We start from the raw sequence: 18,950 nt of genomic DNA, 5'->3' as shown, positions 1-18,950 counted from the left end.
CAAAGGGCAGACAAACGGCGGAGACCGCGGCATGCTGACCAAGAAACAGCTCGACCTTCTGGATTTCATCAACAAACGGCTGCAACGCGATGGCGTTCCACCCAGTTTCGACGAGATGAAGGATGCGCTCGACCTGCGATCGAAATCCGGCATTCACCGTTTGATCACCGCGCTGGAAGAGCGTGGCTTCATCCGCCGGCTGGCGCATCGCGCCCGCGCCATCGAGATCGTGAAGCTGCCCGAGAGCCTTGGCGGCAAGCCCGCCGGCTTCACCCCGCAGGTGATCGACGGTGACCGCCCCGACAGCCGGCCCGCCAAGGCGCAGCCGGTCAGCAATGCCGAGGCGCTGGAGCTGCCGCTGCTCGGCCGCATCGCCGCCGGTGAGCCGATCCAGTCGATCGCCGACAACCCGCCGCAGATCGCCGTGCCCGGCACCATGCTGTCGAGCAACGCGCATCACTACGCGCTCGAGGTCAAGGGCGACTCGATGATCGAGGCCGGCATCCATGACGGTGACGTGGTGATCATCCGCGAGACCTCCTCGGCCAACAACGGCGATATCGTGGTGGCCCAGATCGAGGGCTACGAGGCGACGCTGAAGCGCTTCCGCCGCCAGGGCGATGCCATCGTGCTCGAGGCGGAGAATGCAGCCTACGAGCCGCGCGTGCTTCCGGTGGGCGCGGTCAAGGTGCAGGGGCGGCTGGTCGGACTGATCCGCACCTACTGATCCGCAGTCAGCGATCCCGCGCCGCGTGCCACAGGCGCGCGCCGGCGGCGGTCTCGATGCGGGGGCCCTCGGGGCCATGCCAGATCGCCACGGCGCCGGTGCGTGAGAGACGCTCGGGGTCGAAGATCTCGCAGCCGGGCCAGTCCGGCAGGTTGGCGCTCGACACCACCAGCTCAGCCGCGCCGCATCCGGCGAAGCCCGCCGCCGCGCGCTTGCCCTGAAAGTGGGTGATGGCGAGGTTGGCGGTGGTGATGCGGGCGACCCGCGGGGTGTCGGAGCCCGGCCACAGCGCCGCCGCCGCGTCCTGCCCGCCGGCCTGCCCGTCATTCTCCAGCCAGACCCGCGCCACGAAGCCTGCGCCGCGCTCGCGCGAGAGCGCCCGGCCCGCCTCGGTCATCACCCCGACGAGGGCGCCGCTGTCGGCGATCAGCAGGTCCGGCCGATCGGCGCGCGCCCAGAGCAGCGCGGCGAGGCAGAGCGGTGCGAGCCCGAGCCAACGGCCGCGCCCGTGCCAGAGGCAGAGCATCAGGCCGCCGAGCCCCATCAGCGGCAGCACCCAGCGTCCGGGCGCCGGCACGTGGCCAAGCGCGCCCGGCCAGCCGGAAGCCGTCGCCGCGACCCAGAGGATCCAGTCGAGCCCGAGCGCCATGATCGCGAGCGGCAACGCCTCGAGCCCGAGCGGCATCAACAGCGCCACCGCCACCGCCATCGGCACCACGATCAGCCCCATCACCGGCACGGCCACGAGATTGGCGATCAGCCCGTAATGCGAGACGATGTTGAAATGCGCCATCGAGACCGGCGCGGTGGCAAGCGAGGCGGTGACCGAGGAGACCACCAGCGCAAGCGTCGGGCGCGCCAGCCGCGGCAGGCCGCGTTCGAGCGCCGCGTCGCGCATCGCGGCGAACACGGCGACCAGCGCCAGCGTCGCGGCGAAGCTCATCTGGAAGCCCGGGCCGGTCAGCGCCTCTGGCCGCATGACCAGCACGATCAGCGCCGCCAGCGCCACCGCCCGGAGCGACAGCGCGCGGCGGTCGAACAGCACCGCCACCAGCATCACCGCGGCCATCACGAAGGCGCGCTGGGTGGCGACATTGCCGCCGGAGAGCGCCAGGTAGCCGGCAGCGGCGAGCAAGGCGACGCATGCGGCGATCTTCTTTCCCGGCCAATGGTGACGGCTGCGCGGCGGCAAGAGCAGCGCGAGCCGGGTCGCGGCAAATACCGTGCTCGCCAGCAAGCCCATGTGCAGGCCCGAAATCGCCAGCAGATGCGCGAGGTTGCTGTGCCGGAGAGTGTCGAGTGTCGCCCTGCCGATGCCCGAACGATCGCCGGTCATGATGGCGGCGGCGAAACCGCCGGTCTCGCCGGGAAGCGCCGTACGGACGCGGTCGGCAATCAGGTGACGCAGGCGCAGCACCCGCTGGCCCTCGGCCGCGGGCGCCAGGCGCAGCACCGGCGTCCGGGTATAGCCGACCGCCCCGAGCCGCAGGAACCAGGCGTGGCGGCGGAAATCGAAACCTCCGGGCTCGGCCGCGCCCGCCGGCGGCGCGAGATGCCCGGTCAGCAGCGCGATGTCGCCGGGCTGCGGCGGCGGCACATCGTCTTGCCCGTGCAGCGCCACCCGTATCCGCAGCGGCGTCCTTCCCGGCTCGACCCGCTCGAGCACGACGCGGTCGAGCGTCAGGCGCAGCGCATCCGAGGCGGAGCGATCGATGGCCACGACGCGCCCCTCGATCGGGCCGTAGTAGCGGAAGCCGAGCTGCGGCCCCGCCAGCAGATGCGCCCGCGCGCCCGCAAGCGCCAAGCCGAGCGCCACCAGGGCAACCGCGACGGCGAGCGCCGCGAGCCACACCGCCCGCCGCCGCGACAGCACCAGCAGTGCGGCTCCCACGCCGCCCGCCAGCACCAATCCCCAGACCGGCGGCTCCGAGGGCCAGGCGAAATACAGGCCGATCCCCGTGCCGAGAGCCACCGGGCACCAGGGAAACAGGTGCCCGCGCTGGCCGGTGAGCGCCTGGCCCATGCGGTCTCCGATCCGCCCCATACTTGCCCCTGACCCGTCCGCTGGTTAAGGAACCGGCAAACCCTAGACTCCCCTTGGTTACCGAGAGGTTAATTCCATGACCGTCGTCACCCGTTTCGCGCCGTCGCCCACCGGCTACCTGCACATTGGCGGCGCGCGCACGGCGCTGTTCAACTGGCTCTATGCCCGCGGCCGTGGCGGCAAGTTCCTGCTGCGCATCGAGGATACCGACCGCGCCCGCTCGACCCCGGAGGCCACCGAGGCGATCCTCAAGGGGCTCGACTGGCTCGGGCTCGACCATGACGGCGAGGTGGTAAGCCAGTTCGAGCGTGCCGACCGCCACGCCGCGGTCGCCAACGAGCTGCTCGCCAAGGGCGCGGCCTACAAGTGCTTCTCGACCCAGGACGAGATCACCGCCTTCCGCGAAGAGGCCAAGGAGGCGGGCCGCTCGACCCTGTTCCAGAGCCCGTGGCGCGATGCCGATCCGGCGAGCTATCCCGATGCGCCCTACGTGGTCCGCCTCAAGACCCCGCTCGAGGGCGAGACGGTGATCGAGGACGAGGTGCAGGGCCGCGTGGTGATCCGCAACGACCAGCTCGATGACATGATCCTGTTACGCTCGGATGGCACCCCGGTCTACATGCTGGCCGTCGTCGTCGACGACCACGACATGGGCGTCACCCATGTGATCCGAGGGGACGATCACCTGAACAACGCAGCGCGTCAGATGGGCATCTACACGGCGATGGGCTGGCCGCTGCCGGTCTATGCCCACATCCCGCTGATCCATGGCCCCGACGGCAAGAAGCTCTCGAAGCGCCACGGCGCGCTCGGCGTCGACGAGTACCAGAAGATCGGCTACCCGGCGGCGGGGATGCGCAACTACCTCGCAAGGCTCGGCTGGAGCCACGGCGACGACGAGTTCTTCACCGATGCGCAGGCCATCGAGTGGTTCGACCTGTCGGGAATCGGCAAGTCCGCCGCCCGGTTCGACTTCAAGAAGCTGGAGAATCTCTGCGGCCAGCACATCGCCATCGCCGACGATGCTGCACTGCTGCAAGAAATCGAGGCGTATCTTGACGCGGCGGGAAAGCTTGCCCTGACGGAAGCTCAGCGCGCCGGTCTGCAGCGTGGCATGTATTGCCTCAAGGATCGTGCAAAGACATTCCCGGAACTGCTTGAAAAAGCACATTTCATTCTTGCGGACACGCCGCTTGTTCCGGACGAGAAAGCGGCCAAGGCGCTGGATGCAGTATCCCGTGGTATACTGGCTGCGTTGACGCCGCAGCTGCAAAATGCTAGCTGGTCGCGGGAAGAACTCGAAGGGGAGATGGGCGCTTTCGCTGAGGCACAGGGGACGAAGTTCGGCAAGCTTGCCGCCCCCCTGCGTGCCGCTCTGGCAGGACGCGCCGTGACCCCGAGCGTTTTTGACATGATGCTGGTGCTCGGCAAGGAGGAAAGCCTCCGTCGCATCGAACACGCAGCCACCTCTGAGACGGGGTAACGGCCTGAAGGGAGCGTTTCGACAAACGGCTCGCCAAGGCCATGTGTGACTATATCGCCCCGGGCGCGCCAGGCGCCGGGGGCCCTTTCGAAAGGAACGACGAAGCATGGCTGAAACTCCGACGAAAAATGCGACGCTGACGATCGACGACCAGTCCTACGATCTGCCGATGTATTCGCCCACAGCGGGCCCGGACGTTCTCGACATCCGCAAGCTCTACGCCCAAGCCGGCGTCTTCACCTATGATCCGGGCTTCACCTCGACCGCGAGCTGCGACAGCACCATCACCTTCATCGACGGCGACAAGGGCGAGTTGCTGCACCGCGGCTACCCGATCGACCAGCTGGCCGAGAAGTCGCATTACCTCGAGGTCTGCTACCTGCTGCTCTACGGCGAGCTGCCCTCGGCGGCCGAGCTCGAGAAGTTCGAGAACACCATCACCCGCCACACCATGCTGCACGAGCAGATGCAGTATTTCTTCCGTGGCTTCCGCCGTGACGCGCACCCGATGGCGACCATGGTCGGCGTCGTCGGCGCCATGTCGGCCTTCTACCACGACAGCACCGACATCAAGGACCCCAAGCAGCGCGAGATTGCCTCGCACCGCCTGATCGCCAAGATGCCGACCATCGCGGCCTGGGCCTACAAGTACTCGATCGGCCAGCCCTTCGTGTACCCGCGCAACGATCTGAGCTACGCGGCGAACTTCCTGCACATGTGCTTCAGCGTGCCCGCAGAGCCCTACCACGTGAACCCGATCCTGAGCCGCGCGATGGACCGGATCTTCACCCTGCACGCCGATCACGAGCAGAACGCCTCGACCTCGACCGTGCGCCTGGCCTCGTCCTCGGGCGCCAACCCCTTCGCCTGCATCGCCGCCGGCATCGCCTGCCTCTGGGGCCCGGCCCACGGCGGCGCCAACCAGGCCTGCCTCGAGATGCTGAAGGAAATCGGTACCCCCGACCGCATCCCCGAGTTCATCGCCCGCGCCAAGGACAAGAACGACCCGTTCCGCCTGATGGGCTTCGGCCACCGCGTCTACAAGAACTTCGACCCGCGCGCGACGGTGATGAAGCAGTCCGCCGACGAGGTGCTCGACCTGCTCGGCATCGAGAACAACCCGATCCTCGCCACCGCCAAGGAGCTCGAGAAGCAGGCGCTGGAGGATCCCTACTTCGCCGAGAAGAAGCTGTTCCCGAACGTCGACTTCTACTCGGGCATCATCCTCGAGGCGATGGGCTTCCCGACCTCGATGTTCACCCCGATCTTCGCCCTGTCGCGGACCGTGGGCTGGGTGTCGCAGTGGAAGGAACAGCTCGCCGATCCGCAGCACAAGATCGGCCGCCCGCGCCAGCTCTACCTCGGCAGCACCGCGCGCGACTACACCGATATCGAGACCCGCTGAGCGCGCGGTCCCGGCTGAGACAGGAAAGCCGCCCTTCGGGGCGGCTTTTTTCTTGGGGCGTGCGGTGTCTGCCCGGCGATGCGTTGCTTGGGACGGGCGGGGTGCCTCCAGCGGGAGTATTTTCGACGAAGAGAAGACGGGGCGCTGAATTGGGGAGGGGGCGCCGATTGGCACTGGGCGCGTGTTGCTGCGTCCGTGCTCTCAAGTGCGCGCCGCGCGGTCTGGTGCAGGCGGGATGGCTCCGCCGGGATTATTTCTAGCCAGAAGAAGCAGGGGCGCCGGGGCGGGTGCGGCGCGCTAATTGGCACGGGCGTGTTGGTGCGTCCGCACTCTCAAGTGCGCGCCGCGCGGTCTGGTGTGGGCGGGATGCCTCCGGCGGGGATATTTTGGGCCGGAAGAAGACAGGGGCGCCTGACTGGAGAGTGGCGCGCCCTGTGGGGCTGTCGCCGGGTGTCAGCGGCCTTCAAAATGCGGCGGGCGCTTTTCGAGGAAGGCGACGATGCCTTCCTTGAAGTCGCGGGTCTTGCCGCATTCGCCCTGCAGGCGCGACTCGACCCGAAGCTGGGCCTCGAGATCGTTTTCGAAGGCGCCGCGCAGAGCGGTCTTGATACGGGCGTAGGCCTCGGTCGGGCCCTTGGCGAGATAGGCGGCGCGGGCCTGCCAGACCGCCTCGAACTCGGCATCGGGCACCGCCTCCCAGATCATCCCCATGGCGTCGGCCTGGCGCGCCGAGATGCGGTCGGCGAAGAGCGCGGCGCCCATCGCCTTGGCGAGCCCCATCTGGCGCGGCAGCGCCCAGGTGCCGCCGGCATCCGGGATCAGGCCGATGCGGGTGAAGGCCTGCATGAAGAAGGCGCTCTCGGTGGCGATCACCACGTCATGCACCAGCGCGAGATTGGCGCCGGCGCCGGCCGCCGCGCCGTTGACCGCCGCGATGGTCGGCACCGGGCAATCGGTGATGGCGTTGAGCATCGGCTCGTACTCGTCGCGCAGCACGCGCTCGAGATCCATGTTGGCGGCGGTCTCGCGGTCGCCGAGATCCTGGCCCGAGCAGAACGCCCGGCCGGTGCCGGTCAGCACCACCACCCGCGCCTCACGGCCGGCCTGCTGCACCGCGTGGGTGATCTCGGCCCGCATCTGGGTGTTGAGCGCGTTCATCACGTCGGGACGTGACAAGGTGATCACCGCCACGTCGTCGGCGAGCTTGTAGGTGATGGTGTCGTACTGCATGGGTGCCTCCTGCCTCTCGCGCCTCTCCGCGCCGGCCGCCATCAAACAGGCAGCCGACGCGGTTGGCAAAGGCAAACGCGGCGTCACATGCGCGCCGCCAGCGCGGAAATCAGCGCGCGGGCCTCGGCGGAGGGGGGCCGCTCGCGCCGGAGATAGACCGAGCCGTCGGCGGTGCGGCTCAGCAGCCCCGCCTCGACCATGCTGCGGCGCAACTGGGCGGCGTCGCGGAAGGCGGTCAGCGCGTCGATGCGGGCACTGACGGCGCGCTCGGTCATCTCCTCGCGGGCCGGAAGCCGGGCCCAAAGCGGCCAGAGACAGAGCCATTGCACCTGCGTCCGTCCGGGGAAGCGCATCAGGCGCCCCTGCCCGTCGAAATACCTCAGCGCCTTCTCGACGCGCTTGCAGTCGGGTTTCGGCGCGGGCGTGCTCTCGGCGCGCAGGTGCTGGTAGTTGCGGTAGCCCGCGGCGCGGGCGATCTGGCCCAGCATCTCGAGATGCGAGGGCGGGGTTTCGAGCCGTGCGCGCAAGGCGCGGGCAAATTGCGACAGATCGTCGATCTGCAGGGAAATCACGTCACGGGTCACCAGGTCCTCCGGATCCGATACCGCGCCCCTTTTCGAGGGGTGGAGGTCCGCCCTTGTCCGTCGGGTATCGCCGGGAACGTGGATCAGCGACGAGAGAGCAGGTTTAGCAAGTGGCGGCGCCTGGGTGAACTGCGGACCCTGCCGGTCTCATAGCAAACCGCCGCGCAGGCGTCCACGCCGGGCTTTGCGAGGGGTCGCAATTCGGGCAAGATGGCGGCCATGAGCTACAAGCCTGACGGATATACCGACCTTGCCGCCTACCTGCTGGTGCCCGACCCGGAGGCGGTTCTGCGCTTTTGCGAGACCGTGTTCGATGGCGCGCGCCTGCGGGTGATGCAGGATGGCGCGCGCATCATGCATGCGGAGATCCGCATCGGCGACACGGTGCTGATGATCGGCGGCATGGAGGGCGCGCCGCCGACCATGCTGCATCTCTACATCTCAGATCCCGACGCCGCCTTCGCCCGCGCCCTAGAGGCCGGGGCGGAGGAGATCCAGCCGATGCGCGAAGAGGGCGACGGCGACCGCAGGGGCGGCTTCCGCAGCCCCTGCGGCACGCAATGGTATGTCGCGCGGCAGGTGCAGAGCGCCGCCTAGCGCCCTAGTCCTTCAGGATCTGCTCGAGCCGCGCCTTTTCCTCGGCGCTGAGCCCGGCCTCGGTGCTCGCCGTCGCGCGCGAGCGGCCTCTGATGTAGAGCGCTCCGGTGGCCATGGCGAAGAGGAAGAGCAGCGGGCCCGCGGCCCAGAGCAGCCAGTTCCAGCCGCCGGTGGTGGGCTTCAGCAGCACGAACTCGCCGTAGCGGTCGACGATGTAGTCGACCACCTCCTCGTTGCTCTCGCCCACCATGATGCGCTCACGTACCAGCAGGCGCAGGTCGCGGGCGAGAGAGGCGTTGGAATCGTCGATGTTCTCGTTCTGGCAGACCAGGCAGCGCAGACCTTGCGAGATCTCCCGCGCCCGCGCCTCGAGGGCCGGGTCGTCGAGGATCTCGTCGGGCTGCACCGCCTGCGCGATGCTTGCGATCAGGACAAAGCCGAGCGTCAGGACAAAGCGCATCATTCCGCCGGCACTCCCTTGGCGGGCGCGGCCTTGCGGGCCCCTGCGGCGACGCGGAAGCGCCGGTCGGTGAGGCTCAGGATGCCCCCCAGGGCCATGAAGATGCAGCCGGCCCAGATCCAGTTGGCGAGCGGCTTGATATAGACCCGCATGGTCCAGCCGCCGCTCTGCTGTGGATCCCCGATCACCACGTAGATGTCACGCAGGAAGCGGTAGTCGATGGCCGCCTCGGTGGTGGGCATCTTGGCGACCGGGTAGTCGCGCTTTTCCGGATAGAGATGGGCGATCTCGGCGCCATCCTGGCGCACCGCCACCTCGCCCATGGTCGAGAAGTAGTTGGGGCCGCGCACCCGCTCGACGCCCAGCAGCTCGAACTCGTAGCCGCCAAGCTCGAAGGGCTGGTTCAGCTCGGCGACGCGGATGTCTTCCTGCTGCCAGGCCATCAGCCCGGCGATGCCGGCCATGGTGACGCCGAGCCCGGCATGGGCGACGGCCTTGCCCCAGTCGGCGCGCGGCAGGCGCAGCAGACGGGAATAGTCGCGGCTCTGGCCGACCCGGCTCAGCAGATCTGTGATCGCGCCGGCAATCAGCCAGGTGCCGAGGAAGAGACCCACGGGGCCGAGCAGGCTGCGCCCGCTCTGGATCGTCCAGAACAGACCGGCGACGGCGATGGCGAGCCCCAGCGCGGGCGCCAGCTGGCGCATCACCCGCCCGATCTTGCCGCGCTTCCAGCTCAGCATGGCGCCGATCGGCAGAAGCAGGCCCAGCATGACCATGAAGGGCGTGAAGGCCATGTTGAAGAACGGCGCGCCGACCGAGAGCTTGCGGCCGAAGAGCATCTCCGCCACCAGCGGCCAGAGCGTTCCGACGAAGACCACGAAACAGGCCACGGCGAGCAGGATGTTGTTGGCCACCAGCGCGGATTCGCGGCTGACGATGCCGAACACGCCCTTGGCCTGCATGGCGCCGGCGCGGGCGGCGAAGAGGGTCAACGCGCCGCCGGTGAAGATCACCAGGATGCCGAGGATGAAGACGCCGCGCTCGGGGTCGGTGGCGAAGGCGTGCACCGAGGTCAGCAGGCCGGAGCGGACGATGAAGGTGCCCATCAGCGAGAAGCCGAAGGCGAGGATGGCGAGCAGGATGGTCCAGCTCTTCAGCGCCTCGCGCTTCTCGACAACGATGGCGCTGTGCAGCAGCGCGGCGGCCAGCAGCCACGGCATGAAGGAGGCGTTTTCGACCGGATCCCAGAACCAGAAACCGCCCCAGCCGAGCTCGTAATAGGCCCACCACGAGCCGAGCGCGATGCCGATGGTGAGGAACATCCAGCTCAGCAGCGTCCAGGGCCGCACCCAGCGGCCCCAGGCGGCGTCGACCCGGCCCTCGATCAGCGCCGCGACGGCGAAGCTGAAGCAGATCGAGAGCCCGACATAGCCGAGGTAGAGGAAGGGCGGGTGGAAGGCGAGCCCGGGGTCCTGGAGCAGCGGGTTGAGATCTTGCCCGTCGAAGGGCGGCACCGCGACCCGCAGGAACGGGTTGGAGGTCAACAGGATGAAGGCAAAGAAGGCCACGCCGACCATCGCTTGCACGCCCAGCACGCGTGCCCGCAGGGTTGGTGGCAGGTTGCCCCCGAACCATGCCGCCAGCGCCCCGAAGAGCGAAAGGATCAGCACCCAGAGCAGCATCGAGCCCTCGTGGTTCCCCCAGACGCCGCTGATCTTGTAGAGCATCGGCTTGGCCGAGTGGCTGTTGAGCACCACGAGGCGCAGCGAGAAATCGGAGGTGACGAAGGCGTGGGTCAGCGCCGCAAAGCTGATCAGCACAAGCAGGAACTGTGCGGTCGCGGCGGGTTCGGCGACGGCCATCCAGCCGGGCCAGCGTTTATGGGCGCCGATCATGGGAACCACCGCCTGAACACAGGCGACGAGAGCGGCGAGGATGAGGGCGAAGTGTCCGAGCTCGGTAATCATGGTGGGAGGTGTATACGAAAGCGCGCAGATCCGGCCAATGAAAATCACTTTTGACCGGCGTTCACATTGTCGCAATCGCATGTCGAGGGGAGCAAGGGGCGGGACCGGAATGCCGCCGGGAATGACTTGACGTGCCGTGAAGGCCGCAAGACCTATCGAAACGTGGCGCTATCCAAGAGATCCCCAGAAAGACCGGAACGCGCTGCGCATCGTCGGTCCGCGGATTGGCGATCAGGTCTTTGAAACCTTGATGTATCCCGGCCAATTCGGGAGCATCTCTCAGCTTGGCGCAAACGCCGAGAAATCGCCGGTCCAAGGGGTGGACGTTCCGGAGGCAGGCTTTCAGCATGACCGATGCGCGGCGGCCTGCGGCCTCTATCCCGCGCGGGCAAAACTCAAACGACGCTCACCCCGAGGTCAGCACAACGTTACCGCCCCGCAGCCGCACGCCACTCCGCCAGCGCCGCGTTGTCGCCAGCGTCGCGCTCGGTCGGCGCCTCCGTCCGAGCCACCGGCGCCGCTGCCGCCACTACGGCGGCGATCTCGCGGCGGAACTCCTGCCCCTTGGTCTGGTGGCGGGCGCCGAAATAGAACCCCACGATCGCCGTCAGCAGCCACCACATTGGCTCGGGCACCAGCGCCAGCCCCTGCATCCGCGCGCCGAACCACTCGGGATCCCACATTGCGCTCACGAACAGCCCCAGCGTGCCAAGCGCCAACGCCGGGCGCGGCAGGCGGTTGAGCCCGTCCATCACCCGGTCAAAGCGCGAGCGCCGCGCCTTAACGAACTCCGCGCCGAACTGCGCCAGCGCCTTGCCGCGCAAGCCAGCCTCGCGGGCGTCACACGCCTCGGCATTGACCCGAAAGACCTCCGCCGTCTCCGCCACCACGTTGCGCCCCGAGCCGAACAGCAGCCCCATCGCCCGCTCGATCAGCCCCATGACGCCACCCGGGCACGGAACTCGGCCTCCGTCAGGTGGTAGCGCGGCGCGATGAACGCCTCGGCGCGGGCAATCCAGCCGCCCTTGCCGCCGGAGCGGGAGCGGGCGTATTTGCGGCTCGCCGGACGGGCATCGGCGAGCGCGAAATAGTAATTGCGTCGCGCGATGCCGTAGGCGTCGGCGATATGATCCGGCGCTGCCGCCGCGGCGCGCTCGCAGGCGGCAAGGCTGCGCGGGCCGAGCACCCCGTCGATCCGCACGCCCTGCCCCATCTCGCAGAGCAGCCGTTGCAGGATCTTCACCGCGTTGGCGCCTGCGTTCACGTACATGTCGAAGACCGTCGCCTGCAGCAGCTCCGGCAGCTCGGCGATGCGCGGGCGGATGAAATAGTGCTTCAGGAAGATCGCAACCGCCTGATCGCGGCTCAGCAGCCGAACATCGGCGGCATCGACATCGCCATCGCGGTCGAGATCCATGCCTAGCCGGCGCAGCGTGTGGATGGTGACGCCAAACTTGGTGGCGCCGCCGGGATCGTCTGGATCGTTGACGTAGCCGCCCTCGCGCTCGACGATTTCTTCGGCGATCCGCCGGATGCGATTGCTCACGCTCATTCTGCTCTCCCGACCTTGGAATTTAATCGCGAGGGTTCCCTTCCGCCGCGAAGGCTGCTTCCCTCACCACCGACTCCGCCAGAGCGGGGTAAACGAGAGATGACCGCAGCGCACGGAGCCCGCATGGCCAAGACTCCCACAGCCGAGGAAATCACCGCCCTGCTCGGTCTCGAGCCGCATCCCGAGGGTGGCCATTACCGCCAGACATGGGTGGCCGAGGCCGCGCCCGGCGCGCGTCCGGCGGGAACCTGCATCTATTTCCTGCTGAAGGCCGGCGAGCGCAGCCACTGGCACCGCGTCGATGCCGGTGAGATCTGGCTCTGGCACGCCGGGGCGGCGCTGGTCCTGTCGATCTCGGAGGACGAGGGCGGACCGCGGACGGATCACCGCCTCGGGCCCGACCTGCTTGGTGGGGAGAGACCGCAGATCGTCGTGCCGGCGCAGCATTGGCAGGCGGCGGCAAGCCTCGGAGACTGGACGCTGGTGAGCTGCACCGTCTCGCCGGGCTTCCGTTTCGAGGGCTTCGAGCTTGCTGCGCCCGGATTCGACATTCCCTGACCGCCTGCTACGATCCCGGGCAAAGAGAAAGGCCGGGGCGATGTGCCCCGGCCTTGGAATGCTGCGCGAGAAACGCGGCTTAGTTCATTGCCGACTCGTCGACGTCGGGCATGTCCATCAGCTGCTCTTTGGTGTAGTTGGTCACCAGAGCGTAAGAGCCATCGTCGATCGGCATCAGCTGCACGTCACTGAGCGAGATGTGCACGTGCTTGTCACCGATATCGAGGAAGCCACCGACCTCGGCAACCACACCTTCGATCTTGCCATCGGCGGTGAAGACGATGTCTTCGATCTCGCCGACATTCTGCCAGTTGTCACCGATCTCGGTGTAGGAGCCCATGCCGCCAGCCGAGGCCATGTCGGTCTCGGTTTCCATCTCGGCATCGGCATCGGTGCCGGCCATCTCGGTCTCGCTCTCGGCTTCCATCGCCGCATCGCCTTCGGCGACCTCGGCCTCACCCATCGCGGCGTCTTCGTTGATCGCGTAGACGGCGCCGCCGGTGATGTCGCGGCTGCGGATCAGGCCGTCTTCGTCCATGCCGAAGATGTCTTCCATGGTCTGGCCGGCCTCGGCCGCTGCCTGGTCAAGCTCCTGATTGGCTTCGTTGGCGGCGTTCTGGATCTCCTGGCCGGCCTCGTCAGCGGCCTGCTCGATCTCCTGACCGGCTTCCTCGGCGCCGTTCTCGATGGCCTGGCCGGTGTTCTCGGCGGCCTGCTCGATGTTCTCGCCGGCCTGCTCCATATTGGTTTCGGCCTGCTCCATCTGAGCGTTGTCGGTCTCCATTTCGGCGCCGTGGTTGTCGGCCCAGCCTGCGGTACCTGCGGTAAGCGCGATGGCGGCGACGGTCATGCTAAGGCGGTTCATGGTGTTTCCTCCGTGGTGTTAATCGCCGCTCCGTCGCGGCGTCTGACCTCACAACACGCAGTTGCCCGGGTCGTTCCGCCCGGGCAAAGATCCGCCAATCACATGTTTTTTATGGAACTCTAGCTCGCATTCTTGTGAACGAATGCGAGGAGCTGCCGGGTCGAGCCATCCTTGCCGTCCGCCGCCTCTGCGCCGGTGACCATCGGGCCAAGCGCGGTCGCCAACTCCTTGCCGAGCTCCACGCCCCACTGGTCGAACGAGTTGATGTCGAGGATCACGCCCTCGACGAAGACCCGATGCTCGTAGAGCGCCACGATCCGGCCCAGCGTCTCGGGGTCGAGCTTGGGATAGATCAGCGTGGTCGAGGGCCGGTTGCCCGGGAACACCCGGTGGCGCGCCTGCCGCTCAAGCTCGTCGCCCTCGAACTTGCCCGCGACCTTGCCACGCGCCTCGTCGAGGTTGCGCCCGCGCATCAGCGCCTCGGACTGCGCGAGGCAGTTGGCGATCAGCAGCTGGTGGTGATGCTTGAGCTTCGGCTCGTGGCCCTGCGCCGCGACCATGAACTCGCAGGGTACGACGCGGGTGCCCTGGTGGATCAGCTGGTAGAAGGCGTGCTGGCCATTGGTGCCCGGCTCGCCCCAGACCACCGGGCCGGAATTGCAGGCCAGATCTGCGCCGTCCATGCTCACGCCCTTGCCGTTGCTCTCCATCTCGAGCTGCTGGAGATAGGCCGGCAGCCGGCTCAGGCGGTTGTCATAGGGAAGCACCGCGCGGGTCGCGTGGCCCAGCACCTGGTTGTGCCACATGCCCACCAGCGCCAGCATCACCGGCATGTTCTGCTCCAGCGGCGCGCTGCGGAAATGCTTGTCCATCTCCATGCCGCCCTTGAGGAAGGCGCGGAAATTGTCCGGGCCTACGCCGATCATCAGCGACAGCCCGATCGGCCCCCACATGGAATAGCGCCCGCCGACCCAATCCTCGAAGCCGAAGACGCGGCTTTCCGGGATGCCCCACTCGCCAGCGGCGGCCTTGTTCGACGACAGCGCCACGAACTTGCCCTCGGTCGAGACGCCCTTCTCCTCGAGCCAGGCCCAGGCGGTCTTGGCATTGGTCATGGTCTCGATGGTGGTGAAGGTCTTCGAGGCGATGATGAAGAGCGTGGTCTCGGGATTGCAGAGCTTCAGCGTGTCGGCGATGTCGGCGCCGTCGACATTGGAGACGAAATGGCAGCGCGGCCCGTCGGCGAACGGAGACAGCGCGATATAGCCCATCTTGGGGCCGAGATCCGAGCCGCCGATGCCGATATTGACCACGTCGGTGATCCCGGAGCCGCGGATCTCGTCGGCCAGCGCCTCCATGCGCGACAGCGTCTCCAGCACCTCGGGCATCACATCCGCCCCGTCGACCACGACCGGCGTGCCGTCGAGGTTGCGCAGCGCGGTGTGCAGCACGGCGCGGCCCTCGGTCTCGTTGATCTTCGCCCCCGAGAACATCGCCTCGCGGCGCGCGTCCAGCCCGGCGCCCTCGGCGACAGCGATCAGCGCGGCGCGGATCTCGGCATCGATCAGCGTCTTGGAGTAATCGAACAGCATGCCGTCATGGCGGACGGAAAACGCCTCTGCCCGGCCGGCGTCCTGCGCGAAGAGCGCATCGATACGGGTCTCGGCGCGTGCGGCGGCGAGGCTCTTCAGATCATCCCACATGTCAAATCTCACTTTGCTCTGTTCGGCAGAAATCTATTCGGCCCAGTGCACGACGGCTTCGTCGAGCACCGCGTTGATCGGGGCCTCGAGAGGCGCAAGCCCGCGCGCCTTTTCAAGCACGTCGCGCTTCTCGGCGCCATAGATCACGATGTGCTTCTTCAGCGCCCCGTCGAGCACATGCGCGCTGAGGGTGATGCGCGGTTCGGGCGCGCCGGGGGCCCGCATCGGCAGCAGGATCGGCGCGTCGTTGGACAGCGCCTCCTCGAGCTTGTCGGCCTCGGGAAAGATCGAGGCGGTGTGCATGTCGGCGCCCATGCCCAGGAGCACCACCGCAAGGGGCAGCGCCGGGGCGATGGTGTCGGCCAGCTCGGCCAGCCGCTCCTCCGGGGTCTCGGCCTCGGCATAGAGCGGCAGCAGGCGCGCGGCGCTCGCGCGGTCGGTCAGCAGGCGCTGGCGCAGCAGCCGGGTGTTGGAGCGCTCGGAGCTTTCCGGCACCCAGCGCTCGTCGGTCAGCATCACGTCGACGCGCGACCAGTCGAGATCGGCAGCGCAGAGCGCGTCGAAGACAGGCCCTGGCGAGGTCCCGCCCGGCACCGCCAGCGCGGCGCGCTCCTGATGGCTCAGCGCGGCGCGCAGCTCTCCGGCGATCTGGTTGGCGAGATCCATCGCCAGCAGCTCGCGGTCGGGGTAGGTCTTGAGCTCGTAGGTCATGCCTTGATCCCGCGCCAGCGGCGCCCGTCGCGATTGATGAGGAAGGCGGCGTCATCCGGGCCCGCGCCACCGGCGTCGTAGGGCTTGGGCGAGTCGCCGCGGCGCTCCCAGCCCTCGATCAGCGGATCGGTCCAGGACCAGGCCGCCTCGACCTCGTCGCCGCGCATGAACAGCGTCTGGTTGCCGCGGATCACATCCATGATAAGCCGCTCGTAGGCGTCGGTGACCTCCTCGGCCTCCGGCCCGAGCGCCTCGGCGAAGGACATGTCGAGCGGCACGTCGACAAGGCGCATGCCGCCCGGCCCCGGCTCCTTGATGGTGACGCCCAGCGTCATGCCCTCGTTGGGCTGCAGCCGGATCGACAGCACGTTGCGATGGCGACCAGAGTCGATGCCGAAGATCGAGTGCGGCGTCTCCTTGAACACCACCGCGATCTCGGATGCCCGCGACGCCAGGCGCTTGCCGGTGCGCAGGTAGAAAGGCGTGTTGGCCCACCGCCAGTTCGAGACGTAGCATTTCAGCGCGATGAAGCTCTCGGTCTTCGAGGTCGGGTTCTCGGCATCCTCGCGGTAGGACGGCATCTCGCCATCCGAGGTATATTGCCCGCGCACGATCTGGTCGGGATCGACGGGATCGAGCGCCCGGATCACCTTGAGCTTCTCGTCGCGCACCGCGTCGGCCTCGAACCGCGCCGGCGGCTCCATCGCGATCAGGCACAGCAGCTGCATGAGGTGGTTCTGCACCATGTCGCGCATCGCGCCGGACTTGTCATAATACGAGCCGCGCCCGCCGACGCCCACGGTCTCCGCCACGGTGATCTGGATATGATCGACGTATTGCGCGTTCCACAGCGGCTCGAACAGCATGTTGCCGAAGCGCACCGCCATCAGGTTCTGCACCGTCTCCTTCCCGAGATAGTGGTCGATGCGATAGATCTGATCCTCGTGGAAATACTGCGCCAGTTCCTCATTGAGGGCGCGCGCGCTCTCGAGATCGTGGCCGAAGGGCTTCTCCACCACGATCCGCGTGTCGCGATTCGACAGTCCGCGGCTGTGCACGTGGCTGGCCAGATCGGCGAAGAGGCTCGGCCCGACCGAGAAGTAGAAGGCCCGCACGATGCCCTCGTCGTCGCGCAGCAGATCCTTGAGATCGCTCCAGCCGCCCTCGCCGCGCGCATCCACCGGCACGTAATGCAGATGCCTCAGGAAGCCCTCGACCGCCTCGGCATTGTCGGCCTGCGACTTGCCGAACTCGGCCAGCGCCTCGCGGGTGAAATCACGGAACCCCTGATCGTCCATCTCCGAGCGCGCCGCGCCGATCACGCGGCTGTCTTCGGGCATCTGACCCGAGCAATAGCGCCGGAACAGCGCCGGCAGGATCTTGCGGCGGGCAAGGTCTCCGGTGCCGCCAAAGATGACGAGGTCAAAGGTGTCGACGGGAATGACGCGGGAAACCATCTCGGGTGTGTCTCCGATTCTTTGCATTGCTGATCGTTAGCGCTAACCGCGCCCACTCCCTATCCCAATCTGCCCGCCGAGTCTAACACCGCATCGGGTAACGGCAACGTTGACGCGAGAAAATTTCTGCACGGCAGCGAATTGCCTGCGAAAGCGCTTGGTCCTTGAACGCGGAAGGCCCCCGTGCGACCTGTCTTGCAAGCAAGACCAGAGGACGAGCATGGCGCAGAAAATCATCATCGACACCGATCCCGGACAGGACGACGCGGTCGCCATCCTGCTGGCGCTGGCCTCGCCGGACGAGCTCGAGGTGCTGGGCATCACCGCCGTTGCCGGCAATGTGCCGCTGGAGCTGACTGCGAAGAACGCGCGCGTGGTCTGCGAGCTGGCAGGCCGCCCCGACATCAAGGTGTTCGCCGGCTGCGACCGGCCGCTGGCGCATGATCTCGTGACCGCCGAGCACGTTCACGGCAAGACCGGGCTCGACGGCCCCGAACTGCCCGCGCCCACCATGCCGCTGCAGGAGCAGCACGGCGTCGATTTCATCATCGAGACACTGCGCGCCGAACCCGAGGGCACCGTCACGCTCTGCCCGCTCGGCCCGCTCACCAACATCGCCACGGCCTTCCAACGCGCCCCCGAGATCGTCTTGCGGGTGAAGGAGATCGTGCTGATGGGCGGCGCCTATTTCGAGGTCGGCAACATCACCCCGGCGGCCGAGTTTAACATCTATGTCGACCCGGAGGCGGCCGAGATCGTGTTCCGCTCCGGCGTGCCGATCGTCGTCCTGCCGCTCGATGCCACCCACAAGGCGCTGGTCACCCCGCCGCGCAACGCGGCCTTCCGGGCGCTCGGCACCAAGGTCGGCGTCGCGGTGGCGGAGATGACCGATTTCTTCGAGCGCTTCGACCGCGAGAAATACGGCTCCGACGGTGCCCCGCTGCACGATCCCTGCGTGACGGCCTACCTTCTCAAGCCCGAGCTGTTTTCCGGCCGCTTCATCAATGTCGAGATCGAGACCGTCTCCGAGCTCACCCGCGGCATGACCGTGGCCGACTGGTGGGATGTCACCGACCGCGCGCCCAACGCCACCTTCATTCGCGACATCGACGCAGACGGCTTCTTCACTCTGCTGACGGAGCGGCTGGCGCGGCTATGAAATCCCTGCATCTCGCCGGACCGGACGACCTCGCCCGCCTGCTGCCGCTGGTCACCGCCTTCCATGCCGAGCAAGGCTACGGCACCGATGCCGAGCACCTTCACTCCGCGCTGCTGCCGATCCTCGAAGGCCAGCCGCATGGGGCAATCTGGCTCATCGGGCCGCGCAAGTCGCCGGTGGGCTACGTGGTGGTCAGCTTCGGCTGGAGCATCGAGTTCGGCGGGCTCGAGGCCCGCATCGACGAGCTCTACATCCGCCCCGCCGTGCGCCGCCGCGGCATGGGCGGCGAGGCGCTGCACGCGCTCTCCAACGGGCTGCGCGACAGCGGCGTCGCGGCGCTGCATCTCGAGATCGACCGCGAGGACGAACGCCTGCAGGGCTTCTACCGCCGCGCCCGCTTCCAGCCGCGCGAGCGCAGCGTGGCGATGACGCGGGTGTTCTGAGCCCC

Annotated in this window: 18 protein-coding genes; 7 read left to right on the top strand and 11 right to left on the bottom strand. The window is 67.7% G+C overall.

Going from position 1 to position 18,950, the window contains the following annotated elements; all coding sequences use genetic code 11:
* Positions 1-31: 31 nt before the first annotated feature.
* Positions 32-727: a transcriptional repressor LexA gene (gene lexA, locus KUV62_RS18735; protein ID WP_222605250.1), complete on the top strand. Its 696-nt coding sequence runs from the start codon at positions 32-34 to the stop codon at positions 725-727.
* Positions 728-734: 7 nt separating this feature from the next.
* On the opposite strand, the gene KUV62_RS18730 is transcribed toward lexA, so the two are convergent.
* Positions 735-2,771 (bottom strand): ComEC/Rec2 family competence protein, encoded by a 2,037-nt coding sequence (locus KUV62_RS18730; protein ID WP_222605249.1) that lies wholly within the window; start codon positions 2,769-2,771, stop codon positions 735-737.
* Between the two features lie 76 nt (positions 2,772-2,847).
* Between KUV62_RS18730 and gltX the strand changes: the two genes are divergently transcribed.
* Both gltX and gltA read left to right on the top strand, forming a co-directional pair.
* Positions 2,848-4,254 carry a glutamate--tRNA ligase gene (gene gltX / locus KUV62_RS18725; RefSeq protein ID WP_222605248.1) on the top strand — a complete coding sequence of 469 codons (1,407 nt, stop codon included), beginning with the start codon at positions 2,848-2,850 and terminating at the stop codon, positions 4,252-4,254.
* Between the two features lie 106 nt (positions 4,255-4,360).
* Positions 4,361-5,659 carry a citrate synthase gene (gltA, locus tag KUV62_RS18720; RefSeq protein ID WP_222605247.1) on the top strand — a complete coding sequence of 433 codons (1,299 nt, stop codon included), beginning with the start codon at positions 4,361-4,363 and terminating at the stop codon, positions 5,657-5,659.
* A 453-nt stretch (positions 5,660-6,112) separates the two neighbouring features.
* Here the strand turns inward: gltA and KUV62_RS18715 are convergent, their stop codons facing one another.
* Together KUV62_RS18715 and KUV62_RS18710 are read right to left on the bottom strand one after the other, a co-directional pair.
* Positions 6,113-6,889, bottom strand: a complete 777-nt coding sequence (locus tag KUV62_RS18715; RefSeq protein WP_222605246.1) for an enoyl-CoA hydratase-related protein — start codon at positions 6,887-6,889, stop codon at positions 6,113-6,115.
* Between the two features lie 83 nt (positions 6,890-6,972).
* Positions 6,973-7,473: a DUF2087 domain-containing protein gene (locus KUV62_RS18710; RefSeq protein ID WP_222605245.1), complete on the bottom strand. Its 501-nt coding sequence runs from the start codon at positions 7,471-7,473 to the stop codon at positions 6,973-6,975.
* Between the two features lie 219 nt (positions 7,474-7,692).
* Here KUV62_RS18710 and KUV62_RS18705 point away from each other — a divergent pair, with 219 nt between their 5' ends.
* Positions 7,693-8,070, top strand: coding sequence for a VOC family protein (locus KUV62_RS18705; RefSeq protein ID WP_222605244.1), 378 nt, complete (start codon positions 7,693-7,695; stop codon positions 8,068-8,070).
* A gap of 4 nt (positions 8,071-8,074) precedes the next feature.
* Here KUV62_RS18705 and KUV62_RS18700 read toward each other — a convergent pair whose 3' ends face one another.
* The 4 genes from KUV62_RS18700 to KUV62_RS18685 all read right to left on the bottom strand — a co-directional run bounded on the left by KUV62_RS18700 (position 8,075) and on the right by KUV62_RS18685 (position 12,049).
* Entirely contained in the window at positions 8,075-8,533 is a 459-nt protein-coding gene (locus tag KUV62_RS18700) for a cytochrome c-type biogenesis protein CcmH (RefSeq protein WP_222605243.1), read from the bottom strand.
* On the bottom strand, positions 8,530-10,497 hold the full coding sequence (locus KUV62_RS18695) for a heme lyase CcmF/NrfE family subunit (RefSeq protein WP_222605242.1): 1,968 nt from the start codon (positions 10,495-10,497) through the stop codon (positions 8,530-8,532). The genes KUV62_RS18700 and KUV62_RS18695 overlap by 4 nt, the downstream gene beginning before the upstream one ends.
* 428 nt (positions 10,498-10,925) lie before the next feature.
* On the bottom strand, positions 10,926-11,438 hold the full coding sequence (locus KUV62_RS18690) for a holin family protein (RefSeq protein ID WP_222605241.1): 513 nt from the start codon (positions 11,436-11,438) through the stop codon (positions 10,926-10,928).
* Complete coding sequence (locus KUV62_RS18685; RefSeq protein WP_222605240.1) at positions 11,429-12,049, bottom strand: holin-associated N-acetylmuramidase; 621 nt, start codon at positions 12,047-12,049, stop codon at positions 11,429-11,431. Before KUV62_RS18685 ends, KUV62_RS18690 begins: the two co-directional genes overlap by 10 nt.
* 123 nt (positions 12,050-12,172) lie before the next feature.
* Here KUV62_RS18685 and KUV62_RS18680 point away from each other — a divergent pair, with 123 nt between their 5' ends.
* The gene (locus tag KUV62_RS18680) at positions 12,173-12,607 is read left to right on the top strand and encodes a cupin domain-containing protein (protein WP_222605239.1); all 435 of its coding nucleotides are present in this window, start codon (positions 12,173-12,175) and stop codon (positions 12,605-12,607) included.
* 79 nt (positions 12,608-12,686) lie between these two features.
* Here the strand turns inward: KUV62_RS18680 and KUV62_RS18675 are convergent, their stop codons facing one another.
* The 4 genes from KUV62_RS18675 to zwf all read right to left on the bottom strand — a co-directional run bounded on the left by KUV62_RS18675 (position 12,687) and on the right by zwf (position 17,343).
* Complete coding sequence (locus KUV62_RS18675) at positions 12,687-13,472, bottom strand: PRC-barrel domain-containing protein (protein WP_261395755.1); 786 nt, start codon at positions 13,470-13,472, stop codon at positions 12,687-12,689.
* Between the two features lie 119 nt (positions 13,473-13,591).
* Positions 13,592-15,175, bottom strand: coding sequence for a glucose-6-phosphate isomerase (pgi, locus tag KUV62_RS18670; protein WP_222605238.1), 1,584 nt, complete (start codon positions 15,173-15,175; stop codon positions 13,592-13,594).
* A 33-nt stretch (positions 15,176-15,208) separates the two neighbouring features.
* Entirely contained in the window at positions 15,209-15,886 is a 678-nt protein-coding gene (gene pgl / locus KUV62_RS18665) for a 6-phosphogluconolactonase (protein WP_222605237.1), read from the bottom strand.
* Positions 15,883-17,343, bottom strand: a complete 1,461-nt coding sequence (gene zwf, locus KUV62_RS18660; RefSeq protein ID WP_222605236.1) for a glucose-6-phosphate dehydrogenase — start codon at positions 17,341-17,343, stop codon at positions 15,883-15,885. Before zwf ends, pgl begins: the two co-directional genes overlap by 4 nt.
* Before the next feature lie 220 nt (positions 17,344-17,563).
* Between zwf and KUV62_RS18655 the strand changes: the two genes are divergently transcribed.
* Complete coding sequence (locus KUV62_RS18655) at positions 17,564-18,502, top strand: nucleoside hydrolase (protein ID WP_222605235.1); 939 nt, start codon at positions 17,564-17,566, stop codon at positions 18,500-18,502.
* Positions 18,499-18,945, top strand: a complete 447-nt coding sequence (locus KUV62_RS18650) for a GNAT family N-acetyltransferase (protein ID WP_222605234.1) — start codon at positions 18,499-18,501, stop codon at positions 18,943-18,945. The genes KUV62_RS18655 and KUV62_RS18650 overlap by 4 nt, the downstream gene beginning before the upstream one ends.
* Positions 18,946-18,950 lie beyond the last annotated feature (5 nt).

This window comes from Salipiger bermudensis (genome assembly GCF_019801965.1).
GTDB classification, from domain to species: domain Bacteria; phylum Pseudomonadota; class Alphaproteobacteria; order Rhodobacterales; family Rhodobacteraceae; genus Salipiger; species Salipiger bermudensis_A.
Note: the sequence above shows the minus strand (reverse complement) of the source record. Positions and strands in the feature narration are given on the sequence as shown.

What these genes read in the sequence shown, in the direction of transcription:
- lexA (WP_222605250.1), top strand. Translation starts at nt 32, where the DNA reads ATGCTGACCAAGAAACAGCTCGACCTTCTGGATTTCATCAACAAACGG.
- KUV62_RS18730 (WP_222605249.1), bottom strand. Translation starts at nt 2,771, where the DNA reads ATGGGGCGGATCGGAGACCGCATGGGCCAGGCGCTCACCGGCCAGCGC.
- gltX (WP_222605248.1), top strand. Translation starts at nt 2,848, where the DNA reads ATGACCGTCGTCACCCGTTTCGCGCCGTCGCCCACCGGCTACCTGCAC.
- gltA (WP_222605247.1), top strand. Translation starts at nt 4,361, where the DNA reads ATGGCTGAAACTCCGACGAAAAATGCGACGCTGACGATCGACGACCAG.
- KUV62_RS18715 (WP_222605246.1), bottom strand. Translation starts at nt 6,889, where the DNA reads ATGCAGTACGACACCATCACCTACAAGCTCGCCGACGACGTGGCGGTG.
- KUV62_RS18705 (WP_222605244.1), top strand. Translation starts at nt 7,693, where the DNA reads ATGAGCTACAAGCCTGACGGATATACCGACCTTGCCGCCTACCTGCTG.
- KUV62_RS18700 (WP_222605243.1), bottom strand. Translation starts at nt 8,533, where the DNA reads ATGATGCGCTTTGTCCTGACGCTCGGCTTTGTCCTGATCGCAAGCATC.
- KUV62_RS18695 (WP_222605242.1), bottom strand. Translation starts at nt 10,497, where the DNA reads ATGATTACCGAGCTCGGACACTTCGCCCTCATCCTCGCCGCTCTCGTC.
- KUV62_RS18690 (WP_222605241.1), bottom strand. Translation starts at nt 11,438, where the DNA reads ATGGGGCTGATCGAGCGGGCGATGGGGCTGCTGTTCGGCTCGGGGCGC.
- KUV62_RS18685 (WP_222605240.1), bottom strand. Translation starts at nt 12,049, where the DNA reads ATGAGCGTGAGCAATCGCATCCGGCGGATCGCCGAAGAAATCGTCGAG.
- KUV62_RS18680 (WP_222605239.1), top strand. Translation starts at nt 12,173, where the DNA reads ATGGCCAAGACTCCCACAGCCGAGGAAATCACCGCCCTGCTCGGTCTC.
- KUV62_RS18675 (WP_261395755.1), bottom strand. Translation starts at nt 13,472, where the DNA reads ATGAACCGCCTTAGCATGACCGTCGCCGCCATCGCGCTTACCGCAGGT.
- pgi (WP_222605238.1), bottom strand. Translation starts at nt 15,175, where the DNA reads ATGTGGGATGATCTGAAGAGCCTCGCCGCCGCACGCGCCGAGACCCGT.
- pgl (WP_222605237.1), bottom strand. Translation starts at nt 15,886, where the DNA reads ATGACCTACGAGCTCAAGACCTACCCCGACCGCGAGCTGCTGGCGATG.
- zwf (WP_222605236.1), bottom strand. Translation starts at nt 17,343, where the DNA reads ATGGTTTCCCGCGTCATTCCCGTCGACACCTTTGACCTCGTCATCTTT.
- KUV62_RS18655 (WP_222605235.1), top strand. Translation starts at nt 17,564, where the DNA reads ATGGCGCAGAAAATCATCATCGACACCGATCCCGGACAGGACGACGCG.
- KUV62_RS18650 (WP_222605234.1), top strand. Translation starts at nt 18,499, where the DNA reads ATGAAATCCCTGCATCTCGCCGGACCGGACGACCTCGCCCGCCTGCTG.